Annotated in this window: 10 protein-coding genes; 5 read left to right on the top strand and 5 right to left on the bottom strand. The window is 49.5% G+C overall.

The genetic code is table 11. The features are described from left to right. Positions 1 to 376 precede the first annotated feature (376 nt). On the top strand, positions 377 to 1,786 hold the full coding sequence (locus ACY0JR_RS16170; protein WP_462635167.1) for a glycoside hydrolase family 28 protein: 1,410 nt from the start codon (positions 377 to 379) through the stop codon (positions 1,784 to 1,786). Between the two features lie 101 nt (positions 1,787 to 1,887). Here the strand turns inward: ACY0JR_RS16170 and ACY0JR_RS16165 are convergent, their stop codons facing one another. The 5 genes from ACY0JR_RS16165 to ACY0JR_RS16145 all read right to left on the bottom strand — a co-directional run bounded on the left by ACY0JR_RS16165 (position 1,888) and on the right by ACY0JR_RS16145 (position 7,549). Beyond that, positions 1,888 to 2,256 carry a hypothetical protein gene (locus ACY0JR_RS16165; protein WP_462635166.1) on the bottom strand — a complete coding sequence of 123 codons (369 nt, stop codon included), beginning with the start codon at positions 2,254 to 2,256 and terminating at the stop codon, positions 1,888 to 1,890. Positions 2,257 to 2,263: 7 nt separating this feature from the next. Beyond that, on the bottom strand, positions 2,264 to 2,761 hold the full coding sequence (locus ACY0JR_RS16160) for a Panacea domain-containing protein (RefSeq protein ID WP_462635165.1): 498 nt from the start codon (positions 2,759 to 2,761) through the stop codon (positions 2,264 to 2,266). Between the two features lie 881 nt (positions 2,762 to 3,642). Beyond that, positions 3,643 to 4,185: a GAF domain-containing protein gene (locus ACY0JR_RS16155; RefSeq protein WP_462635163.1), complete on the bottom strand. Its 543-nt coding sequence runs from the start codon at positions 4,183 to 4,185 to the stop codon at positions 3,643 to 3,645. A gap of 487 nt (positions 4,186 to 4,672) precedes the next feature. Further along, positions 4,673 to 5,209: a YceI family protein gene (locus ACY0JR_RS16150; RefSeq protein WP_462635162.1), complete on the bottom strand. Its 537-nt coding sequence runs from the start codon at positions 5,207 to 5,209 to the stop codon at positions 4,673 to 4,675. A 180-nt stretch (positions 5,210 to 5,389) separates the two neighbouring features. Beyond that, entirely contained in the window at positions 5,390 to 7,549 is a 2,160-nt protein-coding gene (locus tag ACY0JR_RS16145; protein ID WP_462635161.1) for an FUSC family membrane protein, read from the bottom strand. 680 nt (positions 7,550 to 8,229) lie between these two features. Here ACY0JR_RS16145 and ACY0JR_RS16140 point away from each other — a divergent pair. From ACY0JR_RS16140 to ACY0JR_RS16125, 4 genes are all read left to right on the top strand, one after another. Further along, a complete protein-coding gene (locus ACY0JR_RS16140; RefSeq protein ID WP_462635160.1) occupies positions 8,230 to 9,213 on the top strand; it encodes a YpdA family putative bacillithiol disulfide reductase in 984 nt (327 codons plus the stop codon). A 438-nt stretch (positions 9,214 to 9,651) separates the two neighbouring features. Next, on the top strand, positions 9,652 to 10,224 hold the full coding sequence (locus ACY0JR_RS16135) for a TetR/AcrR family transcriptional regulator (protein ID WP_462635159.1): 573 nt from the start codon (positions 9,652 to 9,654) through the stop codon (positions 10,222 to 10,224). 45 nt (positions 10,225 to 10,269) lie between these two features. Then, on the top strand, positions 10,270 to 11,601 hold the full coding sequence (locus ACY0JR_RS16130) for a TolC family protein (protein WP_462635158.1): 1,332 nt from the start codon (positions 10,270 to 10,272) through the stop codon (positions 11,599 to 11,601). 23 nt (positions 11,602 to 11,624) lie between these two features. Next, positions 11,625 to 12,773: an efflux RND transporter periplasmic adaptor subunit gene (locus ACY0JR_RS16125; RefSeq protein WP_462635157.1), complete on the top strand. Its 1,149-nt coding sequence runs from the start codon at positions 11,625 to 11,627 to the stop codon at positions 12,771 to 12,773. The last annotated feature ends 21 nt before the right edge of the window (positions 12,774 to 12,794 follow it).

Genomic DNA, 12,794 nt, shown 5'->3' with positions numbered 1-12,794 from the left:
GGCTTAGGCCAATAAGCACAAAGAAAAAAGTATTCCCACATCCATTTCTTTGTCATCCTGAAAGGATCTTGGTTGCGAGCGGTAACAATGCTTCACTAAAGCTATTCTTGTTCGCACACAAGATCTTCCAGAATGATAAATAGTCTGAAGTGCCCCTATTAGTGCCATTGTTGGTGTTATCACCAACAATCCTTTATCGGCTCCTTTCTAGAAACTGGCATTAAACAGAACTGATTAGAAGTTGTTGGTGATAACGCCAACAACGGCGAAAAATGAATTCCAGGGTAAATTGGTAGAGCAAAGTATCTTCACTCATAAAACCCGTTTTAACATTATATTTACTTTTCTGTCTTTCGCATTAGGGTAAAAAATATAAATGAAACAGCAGCACACCTTCCCCACTTCGGCAAAAGAGAAGTTTGGACTAAGATTACCGAAAAAGCTTCCTCGCTGGGTACCCGCCGTGGCAGTGTTTGTTTCTTTGGTAGCGTTAGCAAGTTTCAACTCTGCTCCAGATCCCAAAGAGGTCATTCTGCAGCGCATCAAAGCGCCGGTTATCCCAAACAAGGAAATCAGCATTACCCAATTTAAGAGCGCCTCGGCCAACGGCACCAACTGGAAATCGTCCTTTGACAAAGCCATGCAACAGGCCAGGAAAAGCAAAGGCGGCCGCATTGTGGTACCAGCGGGAACGTACCAAATAAATGGCCCTATCCACTTCCAATCCAACACAGAACTTCATTTGCAGGAAGGAGCCATTCTGGTGTTCAGTGCCGAGGCTGACCATTACCTGCCCGTAGTGAAAACCACCTGGGAAGGCACGTTCCTGTACAACTACAGCCCGTTTATCTACGGCATCGGGTTGAAAAATGTGGCCATTACCGGCCAAGGAACCATCAAAGCGGCGGAGGCCGAAAAATGGGCGAAGTGGCGCGACCAACAGAAACCCGCGCAGGACGAGAGCCGCGATATGAACCACCGGCAGGTTCCTGTGGAGAAGCGGGTGTTCGGGAAAGGCCGGTTCCTGCGGCCGCAGTTAATTCAGTTCTTTGAATGCGAGAACGTCTTGATTGAGAACATCAGGATTGAGGACTCGCCATTTTGGTGCATCCACCCGGTGTTGTGCAAAAACGTGATTGTACGCGGCGTACAGTTCAACGCCCACAATCTGAACAACGACGGCATTGACCCCGAGTATTCTGAAGATGTCCTGATTGAAAACATCTCTTTCAACAACGGAGATGACAACATCGCCATCAAAGCCGGACGGGATCATGATGGTCGTGCCTCCAAACGCAGCAGCCAGAATATTGTGATTAGAAATTGCAAATTCATGGGCTTGCACGGCGTAGTGATGGGCAGCGAAATGTCGGCGGGGGTACGCAACGTGTACATTGACGACTGCACCTTTGCCGGTAAGCTCAAGCGGGGCATCTACCTGAAATCGAACGCCGACCGTGGGGGCGAGATTGCCAACATCTTTGTGAATAATGTCTCCTTCGGCGAAGTGGAAGACTGCATTATGATTACCTCCAAGTACAAGAACGAAGGCCAGGGCTACCAGACTGACATTCATGACATCTACTTCAATAACATTTCCTGCCAGAAAGCCACCGGCACCGGCATTCTGGTAGAGGGCTTCGCCGAAAAGAAAGTACGCAACCTGTCTCTGAAGAACATCAGCATTGACTCTGTGAACGTGCCCATTAACCTGTCTAATGCCGAAGGCGTGGAAATGCAGGAGGTGTGGTTTGGTGGTAAAAAGCCCCTGACCACCCGCAACTAAGTTTCTTTCACACAATCAAACACCGTTAAAACCAAAAGGAGAGCTTGTGGCTCTCCTTTTGGTTTTAACGGTGTTTTCCAGAAAGCACCTAGAAAGCTACTTTAAGAATGCCCCTGCCCGTGCTCAATGTTCTTGGTGAGGTACCGGGTGAGTAAACTTCCTACAGCTCCGGAACCGGCGTATTTGGCCAAACTATCCAGCAGGTCTATCTGCTCTTTCTGGAGCCATTTATAGTCTTCAGCGGCAATGAGGTGGAAGCCTCTTACCGCCAGGCAGATCCCTATGATAATGCCCGCCACAATGATGTTTCCCTGAATGGCCCAGTGAATGATGGTTCTGGCGCCCTGCTCCCGCTGGTGTTCTCTTTTGCGGCGGTCATTGTTAAACCATTCGTCTTCTTCTTTCGCTTTTCTTAAGGCTGTTTGTGGAGGTGGAGAGGCCTTGATGGCCTCCAGATCAAGGTGTAACAAGGGGGTACTAGGCTGAGTGGGTTGCATGGGGGGCATTAACTAACTTCTGGTAGTACTCTTTGATAAGGTCATTGGGAATGATGACGTTGTTGTTGTGTTTTCCCTGGGTGTCCCAGACCATCTTCCAGGGGGTAAGGTCCTGGTGCGTCATGGCAGACAAATCTATGCCCGAAAACTGCCCGTAGACTTCCCAGATCTTCTCCAGAAAAGGCACCAAATCAGTACTGGGTAAGGGAATAGGCGCAGTATCATTGGCATTAGAGCCGGTGGCCATCTGCCGAATGGCATCTCCCCCAAAATCCTTGAAACTGTAATACACAGAGGGCACCACCGGCCCATATTTCCAGGCCTCTACCGGCTCACTGAGTAGCGGCTGCCCCGACAACCCCAGGTACCAGCCATGGGCAATGTACACCAGTTTCACCAGCTTCATATTTGTCACGGGTTCGCCGGTATCAAAAGACTTCTTAATGAAGAAATTGGCAATGGCGAGAGCATTTTCCATGACGACTGTTACTTTAAAACTTTTTACACAACGTTTCGCCGTTCAAACAGATTGGCAAATTTCTAAACAAAAATATAACAATAATCCTGGTAAAACAAAGGTGCCTTTTGCACTTGCAAACAGAGTTTAGCAAGACATTCTGTTTCTTACGTGTTTTAGGTAAAACATGTAGCAAATGAGCACTGGCACCAAAAACTAGTAGAACTTATATGGGCTTGATGCTCCTTTTAAGGAAGGAATGGTGCAAAACACATCTCACCGCTCACCAATTCATTTCAGGGGTATTTGCATTATTGAATCAGCGAACGTTTTTGAGGCTCTCGCCTCATGGAAGTTTCAAACTTCCGGTCATGGTAGGTCCAAGTCACAGACTTGAACCATATCAAGGGAGAAAGGAATGCGTGTGATCAGCAGGTGTAAACATCCCCCTTCGCCCCCTTCAAAGGGGGAGTCTCCGCTTTAGAGGGCAGATTTTCTTGAAAAGATAACAATGCGTACTAGAGACAAGGCAGTGCCTGGTCTCTACAGGTCCTATCACCGCTGCTGATACTTTCCCCAATTCCAGTCTTCCCCGAGCGCGCCTCGCTTTTGGCCCTGGAAAGGCTCTAGCTAAACGCAAAGGACAAGGCAGGCCGAAAGGGCAGTGCGAGAGGGGAAGACGGGGCCTCGCGGCCGTGAGCGCTTATCAGAAAAGATGAAACAACGCAGCACTTGCACCCACGCAATAAGCAGCCAAGCCAAGGGAACAACATACTGCATACCCTTACGTTCACGCAATAAGCAAAAAAGCAAACCAACACCGGTATAAAACAGCAAAAGCCCAAGTTCCTTACAAACTCAGGCTTTCGTTATAAATATCATAAAAGGCTCTTTTCAGCAGCTCAATTCATTCTATGGTTTTGCACATACAACTGACATTTCCAGAGGTCAAGCTCATCCATCACCAATTTCGCCATGTACTCCAGCGTGGTACGGTCATCATCGGTAAAGTGACGGGGTGCTTTGTCTACAATGCAGACAGAACCCAGGTTGTACCCGTCATACGTAGTGATGGGAACCGCCGCGTAAAACCGAAGTCCGAACTCACCGGCCACCAACGGATTTGCCAACAGGCACGGTTCTTGGAGGGCATCTTCAAAAACAGTGACTTCTGGCCGCAAAATGGACAGTGAGCACAAACTGATGTCCCGGTCTATCTCAGTTGTTTCTTCCATGCCTGTGTTTCCTTTAAAGAAAACACGGTCAGAATCAACAAAAGAAACCAACGCAATGGGCACCTTGAAGATGTGGGCAGTTAAGGCGGCTATGTGCTTAAAAGGGCCTTCGGTTTCAATGTCTAGAATTTGATAATCGTGCAGCTTTTGTATCCGGTCTGCCTCATTCTCAGGTATTAGGTCAATACCAAATGTATTTCTTATTCCCATGCACACTGCGCTTTCAACGCTACTTTTGGTAAGTAACATACCACAGTACGAAGGCTTTTAAACAAGGTTAACTGAATTTTAAAATATTGTAACGGAATAGTTATAAGTGATTATTTTACAAGGATATGCTTAATAATAGAAAAAGCTTATATTTATCTAAGAAGTATCTACAAAGCAGAGAAGGAGAGGAATCTGCCTTCTATTGAGAAGTAGCTGTATTCTAAGTAATACCATTTCGTATTTACATTCTTCCAAAAGCTTTCTGGCGCAAGTGTCCGCTTGTGTCCGCACATATAGCTGATCTGCAAAACGCCGACATATGCGGACTCTTGCGCCAGAATCTGCTTTGCTAAAGATAGAAGGCTCTTTAAGCGATTTAGTAGAAGTACAGCGCAAGTCAATGGCCACGCTTCCCTCCTCCCCTATAAACCAGAAAAGGAGCCGCACGGGTGCAGCTCCTTTTCTGGTTTATAAAGGTTATAAGTAATTACCCCTGCTTTACTAACTGAATCTCGGCATTCAGTCTGATGTCATCGCTAACCACCACGCTTCCGGCCTCGGTAACGGCATTCCAGGTCAGGCCGAATTCTTTGCGGCTTATTTTACCAGTCACCGTGAAACCGGCTTTGGTCTGGCCATAAGGGTCTACCACAATACCGCCAAATTCTACGTCAACAGTAACGGGTTTAGTAATGCCTCTCACCGTTAAATCGCCGTGCAGTCTGGCGGCGTCACTTCCTGCTTGCTCATAGCGATTGCCCACAAACCTGATTTCACCGTGGCTCTCGGCATCAAAGAAGTCGGCTGACTTCAGGTGCGTGTCGCGCTGCTCGTTGTTGGTGTTAATGGAATTCACATCGGCGGTGAACAGAATGCTGGTGGCCTTGGAGAAATCTTCGTCTTCGGTCTCAACCTCCACGTTGAACGTCTGGAAATAACCGGTAACGGTAGTAATCATCAAGTGCTTCACCTTGAACTGCACTTCACTGTGCGTAGGGTCTAATGACCATTTGGTAGTTGCCATAGTTTTATAATTAGTTGACTTGTTACTAGTTGCCTGTAGGGTATACGTAGGCCGTTTCTGACCGTTGAACTTGTTTGCTTACATTAAATGTATGTACATATATAGAAAACAAATGGATCTCTTCCAAACCCATTCTGGCTTTTCAGCCGAATTTCTAAAAAGAGGTTTAAAACAGCTTGCTCAAGCCACCATCTTTTTCCCTACGTTGGAGGAGGTTTTAGCAATGTCTGTGGTGACTTTTCTGATAAACTCCAGTTGTTCTTTGAGCAGGAGTTCATCTGACGAGAGCGGAGTTTTCTCGGGCAGTTCGGGCTCAGGCGGAAGACAGGTACTCTCGGGTGCCTTGAAGTCGGGGTCAAAGGGATGAAGCGCGTCTACCAGGGAGGAAGTGGCACGCTTTAAGGACCGCAGGAAAGCTTTGGAATAAGCACCTGTTTCCTGCCGAAGCCTGGCCGAGACAATAGTAGCGATGTACGAAGAAAGGATGTGGTTGAGCACCACAAACTGGTAGATCTCGCGGCCGTTCAATTGTTTGCTTTTAGGCTCATTGGTCATGCGCTGGAACGCCGCCGATAGGTTGGCTGAGGTCACGTACACTTCTTTTCTTGCCAGTTTATACTCCACTTCCTGCACTTCTTTGCCCGCCAATACATCTGCTAATACCTGCAGGTAGCGCAGATTGGCTTTGAGCACGGCCTGCATAAACCCGCCCACCTGTTTAGATTCCCAGTTGGGGAACACAAAATACGTGGCGGCAAAGGCAATGGCGCAGCCCACCACAGTATCTACCACGCGTTCCTGCACAATGGCCAGACTTCCGCCGCCCAGAAAGTTGAACAGTATAAGCATAAACGGGGTCATAAGAATCACGCTCAGCACGTAATTGATGCGCTGCACACTGTAAAAACCGGTCATGAAGATGAGCAGGAACACAAATTGCAGCCGTTCATCCTGTACCAGAAACAAAACCAGTAAGCCAATGGCCCCACCCACCACGGTGCCCACCACCCGCTGGATGTTCCGTTGCTTGGTGAGGCTGAAAGCGGGTTTCAGGAGGAAAACCACCGTGAGCAGGACCCAGTAACTGTGCTGCCCGTACGGGAAAATCTTGGTCAATGTATAGGCGAACAAGGCCACCAGCGCCACCCTGAACGAGAACCGGAACACCGAGGATTCAAACGTGAGGTTGTTCCAGAACAATTTAGGGTCAAAGTTTTGATGCGTGATAAATTGGGAAAACTCCAGTTCCCGGGCGCGCTGCTGCACCTGCTCAGAATGGGCGTTAAAGTACGTAAGGATGTCTGAAAGGCGCTGTGCGATGGTTCTGATATTGACGAAGATTTTCTTCAGAACCATGTTTCCGCTCAGGCCCTGCTGCTCCCCTACTGCGTCAATTTTGGCTTTGAGTTCGTCCAGTTTCTGGGCAATGTTAAGCAAGTTCTTGTGCCGTAGGTTCGCCTGAATGGCAAAACCAATGTTGTCCAGTTCATCGGCTAGATACTCAATAAACTTGCCCATTTCCTGCAAAATACCGGTGTGCCCAAACCGCTCCCTAATGGAGGCATAGTCATAATGGATGGCCGTTACCTGCTCATACAGGTCAACCATGTCTACAAACGTCATCACCAGCGTGCGGCCAGACTCTGTAGATTCCTTTACAATCTGCCGACTTTTGAACAGCAGTTCGCGCACGGCATCCTGCTTTTCGTTTACCAGCACCTGCTGCGAGATTAACCCACGGTACGTTGCGTCAAAATCGGTGTGGGGTTGGTAGAAGGCGGCTTTCATCCGAAGGTATTTCGCCACTTCCCTGATACACTCGCCCAACGCCTGCTGCGCCGGGCGGTACGGCATAAACTGGTTGGTGACCAAACTGAGCAACAGGTACCACACGCCACCCGCCATAACCAGGGCACTGTTGATGAGTACCTGCTCTGCCGTGAGCGGCCGGTCCATGGTCATCACCAGCACCAGCAAGCCTCCCAACCCTATGAACGAAGCCCGCATACCGTACACCAGCAGCATGGAAAACACAAAGCTGAACACCAGAATCTCCAACCCTAACGTAACCGTGTGCATGCGCGCAAAGCCAGTCACCAACGCCACTAACGCGCAGACGCCAATGCCCACTACCATCCCGTTCCGTTTATGGCGCATGGGGCCCGGCGAATCTGCCAGACTCACGCTAATGGCGCCTAATGAAATGGCAATCCCCAACTCAAAATGCCCCAGTTGCGACATCAGCAAGGCAGGCAGCAGCGCCGCTATGGTGACCCGAATGCCATCATAGAAGTTCTGGCTGTAGAAAAAGTACTGTAGCTCCCTTACTTTCCTGTTCATGCGTGCTGGCACTGAATGACTGATTGAGTGGTTGAATGATTGAGTGAATGGGTAAAATTGAATAATATTTAAAAGACTTCACGCTTGGCAAGCAAAAAGCCCTTTCACTTGCATGTACGCAGAAGCCCGAATTCCTGATATTTCAAGCCGTGGTTTATACGCAAGCTCTCCCTTTTGCGCCGATTTTCAAAAACCCACCCTTAAACGTGGGGGTGGCTTAGACACTCGTATTGCGCACACTACGAGGTCTTGAGAGCAGGCGATATTGCGGAAAACAGGCCAGTACTTTTTAAACCACCCAACCTGGCGCGAGACTCAAGTCTTGTGACTTGGGATGATGCGAGTCTCCAGACTCGCCGGGAACCACCAGCAAGATTGCGTGTGGTTTAAGGGTAGCATTCTTACAGAAGAATGGGAGTAAAATAAACCAATATCTCGCTCGCCTCTCGGACGCCTGTGAGCTACCTGCGGCGTCCCGCCACTTCTTCAAAGATGGGTTAACATTCCCTCCACTCGGCCAGAGGCCGAAAATAGCTCACAGGCGTCCGAGAGGCGAGCGAGTGGATAATCACTTCACTTTTGAACACACTGCCTCTGCAAAGCAGCTTTTGACACGTTTAGCCGTACACTCTCACATTCACTCCATCCATCATTCAAGAATCACTTCTTACCTTTGCCGCATGCGTACATCTGATGAACTGGATATTGTCATTATTGGGGCGGGGCCTATTGGGTTAACCTGCGGCATTGAAGCCCAGAAAGCCGGACTCTCTTACGTGATTCTGGACAAAGGCGCGTTGGTGAATTCGTTGTACAACTACCCGGTGACCATGTCTTTTTTCTCCACTTCTGAGAAGCTGGAGATTGGCGGGGTGCCCTTTATCTCTGACAACCCCAAACCGCGCCGCAACGAGGCCTTAGAATATTACCGTCGGGTTACGGGCAAGTTTAACCTGCACGTGCGGTTATTTGAGGAGGTGCTTTTGGTGCAGAAACAGGAAAACAGGTTTGAAGTGCAAACAAGCAAAGGCACGTACCACGCCCGCAAAGTCATTATCTCCACCGGCTTCTATGACCTGCCTGCCCTCATGGCCATTCCCGGCGAAGAGCTGCCGCACGTGACGCATTACTACAAAGACCCGCACTATTACGCCCTCCAGAAAGTGGTGGTGGTGGGGGCCAGCAATTCCTCCGTAGATGCCGCGTTGGAAACCTACCGCAAAGGAGCCCAGGTAACCATGGTAGTGCGCGGTCCTGCCATTGGCCGACGGGTGAAATACTGGGTGAAGCCAGACATTGAGAACCGAATTGCCGAAGGCAGCATCAAAGCGCATTTCAATTCCTACCTCACCGCCATTCGGCCCGGCGAAGTTGATATCATGACACCCGAAGGCCCTGTCACCCTTGAGAACGACTTTGTGCTGGCGCTCACCGGCTACAAACCTAACTTTGACCTGCTCCGCAAATTTGGGGTACAACTTTCACCCGACGAGAAATTGTACCCGCAGCACAACCCAGAGACCATGGAAACCAATGAGCCTGGCCTGTACCTGGCAGGTGTGGTCTGTGGCGGCATGGACACCCACCTCTGGTTTATTGAAAACTCCCGCGACCACGCCCAGAAAATCATCCAACACATTCAGGAACAAGACCGCCTTTCTTAAAGAAATTGATAACAGCGGCAACCACCAAGGGTTGCCCTTTCCATTTTCATCCTTCTTTCCAAAAAATGCAGCATGCACAGCATGTACGGACAGGTCGCGACCTGTCCTACGGTATCAGATAACATTGCCCGGAATTGCCTCTACAAACACCACCCTCCGCTTACCCCTTCCTCTCAAAACACCCCTGTTAATTGCCTGTTTTCCAAAAACTATCCTTAAAACAGGTTTCCCTAACTTGTTTACTTCTGTTAGGTTTCCCGAAAGATACCTCTTCCATCAAACCCTTTCAACAAACTTATTTACAACTACTTATCTCAAAACAGAAAACAGTCTGAATTTCTGCAACAGGAATTAAATGTTAAATCCGTTGGATGCTCCCTACTTTTGTTCTTTACTTTGCGAACCGAATGAACGTTCAATAAACAGCCAAGCAAAGAGTTGGAGATATTAGCAGAGAAGAAAAAAGCGATTCTGGAAAGTACGCTCAAGTTGATCAAGGAGAACGGATTCCATGGTACCCCCATGAGTCTGGTTGCCAAAAAAGCGGGGGTTGCCGCAGGTACCATTTACCATTACTTTGACAGCAAAGACACGCTTATCATGGAGTTGTTTACCTACACCCAGCACCAGGTACACGAAGCCATGCAGAAGAAACTGCGGGAGGACATGGATTTAAAGGAAAACTTTTTCCTGCGCTGGATCAGTCGCTGCCAGTTTTACATCCAGCACCCCAACGTACTCTTCTTTATTGAACAGTTCGTGAATTCGCCCTACTATTCGCGTTGCCCGCAGGAACAGAATGATTGCATCCAGAATGAAATAAGGCAGTTTATAGAATTAGGGCATAAAAACGGTATTCTGCGTAACCTGGACCAAAAACTGATGGCCATCATGATTCACAGCAGCATTATGACCGCCGCTAAGGTACATTTAGACAATAAAGTTCTTTTGGGAGACAAAGAATTTCAGCAATTAGCCCAAATGGTTTGGGATAGCATCCGTAAGCTATAAACTCCATCCTACCACCCACTTATAGATTTAATAGTTACCATTCTTATGAAGAAAACAAGGATTCTGATGTCTGTGCTGCTGAGTTGCCTCTGGGCTCCTTTCGCGCTTCGGGCACAGGTGGCCCCAGATAGCACTACCGGGCGGCTTTCGCTGGACCAGTGCGTGGCCTACGCCCTAAAAAACCAGGCCCAAGTGCAGCAGGCGCAAATAGAAGAGGAAATCGGCGAACGCCAGATCAGGGCACAACTGTCTGGTTGGTTGCCGCAGGTGGCGGCCAACTACGCGTTCATCCACAACATCAAGCGCCAGCAAAGCGTGTTCGGGGACCAGGTGATCACCATTGGGCAGAAATACACCTCCAACATCAATTTTCAGGCAAACCAGACGCTGTACAGCAATGACTTGCTGTTGGCTTCCAGAGCTGCCCGTTTTACCAGAACCGCATTGGATCTGAACACCCAATCTACCAAAATCAACACGGTGGTAGACGTAAGTAAGGCGTTTTACAACATTCTCCTGAGCCAGGAACAGCTGCGCATTCTGGATGAGAACATCATCCGGCAGGAAAAGCAGTACCGTGATGCCAGAGCCCAGTACGAGCAAGGGTTGGTAGACAAAACCGACTACCAACGTGCCAGCATTACCTTAAACAGCATACGGGCAGACCGCAAGAGAACGCAGGAGGCTTTGAAATCCAGCACCGCGCTGTTGCAGGAGCTCATGGGTTTACCCGTTGGCTCACCGCTGACGCTGGCCTATGACTACAACCAGATGCAGCAGAATATTCTGATAGACACCACCCAGACCCTGGCCTTCACCAACCGGGTGGAGTTTCAGCAGATTCAGACGCAACGCCAAATCCAGGGCTTGAATACCCGCTATTACCGGTGGGGCTTTTTACCAACGGCTTCGGCGTTCGTGAACTACAATCCTACCTTCTTCAGCTCCAGTCTGGGAGATGTGTACAGCCAGTCCTACCCTACCTCAGCGTTGGGCTTGCAGGTGGGCATTCCTATTTTCCAGGGAGGCCGAAGATTGCAGAACGTGCGTATTTCTGAATTGCAGGAAGAAAGCCTGAACGTGGAACTGCAAGGTCTCCAGCGCCGCATCAATACGGAGTACCAAACGGCCTTGGCCAACTACAAGAGTGATTACAATGACTGGCTTACCCTGCAAAGCAATGTGCAGTTAGCCGAAGACGTATACAACGTGATCAAGCTCCAATACAACGAGGGCATCAAAACCTACCTGGATCTGATTGTAGCCGAAACCGACCTCAGAACCGCCCAACTCAATTATTACAATGCCCTGTACAATGTGCTTTCCAGCAAGCTGGATGTACAACGCGCCTTGGGTACCATAGCAGTTAACTACTAATCAGAGAGAAAAATCCTAGCATCATGAAGATACAGTTATCCTTTATAGCGGCGCTTACGTTGTCCGGCGCCTTGTTGGTTTCCTGCGGCAAAAAGGAAGCCGCCCCGCAAGGCGGCCCTATGATGGGCGGTCCGGTTCCGGTGAACGTCTATACCGTTTCTGAAGAGCGCGTGGTAGGCACAGATACGTACCCAGGCACCGTGGTGCCGCTTAGTGAAGTAGAGTTGCGCCCGCAGGTGAGTGGTTACATCACGCAGATTTTTGTAAAAGATGGCCAACGGGTTACCAAAGGGCAGCCGCTTTATGAAATTGATCGCACCAGATACCAGGCAGCTTACAACCAGGCACAGGCGAATGTTCGCAGTGCCCAGGCGAATTTGAACCGGGTGCAGAAAGACCTGGAGCGTTATGAGAACCTGGCCAAGCAAGACGCTATCGCGCGCCAGCGGGTAGATTATGCCCGCGCCGATGTGGAAACGGCCCGTGCCAATGTAGCGGTAGCCCGCGCCCAGGTATCCAGCGCGGCTACAGAACTTGGTTATTCCATCATCAAAGCCCCGTTCACCGGTAGAATCGGGATTTCGCAAGTACGCGTGGGTTCACAGATAAGCCCGGGGCAAACGCTCCTGAACACCATCTCTTCTGACGGACCAACCGGCGTAGATTTCGTGATCAATGAGCAGGAGTTGCCCCGTTTCAACCTCCTGCAACAAGGCAAGCAGCCAGACTCCACGTTCACCCTCACGTTAGCAGATGGCACCAGATATCCGCACACCGGTAAGCTAACGGCCATTGACCGCGCGGTTGGTTTGCAGACCGGTACCATTACGGTTCGCGTGAGTTTCCCTAACCCTGACCGCCAGTTGGTGGCCGGTATGACGGTGAGCGTGAACGTGCTGAACCAAGACATAGGACAACAAATCACGCTTCCGTTTAAAGCCGTGACCGAGCAATTGGGCGAATACTTCGTGTACAAAGTACAGGGAGATTCTGTGCAGCAGCAAAACATCCAGTTAGGGACCCGTTTCCAGGACAAGATTGTAGCCCGTGAAGGCCTCAAAGCCGGAGACGTAATTGTGGTAGAAGGTATTCAGAAACTTCGCCAGGGCGCTAAAATTCAAGTAGGTGCACCGCAAGCAGCAGCCGGTGGTGCCCCTGCCGGTGCCAGATAATAACATGTTAAAATAGCCTTT

Source organism: Rufibacter sp. JT3400010, assembly GCF_054956755.1.
The sequence above is the reverse complement of the archived record's forward strand: the minus strand, read 5'-3'. Positions and strand labels throughout refer to the sequence as shown.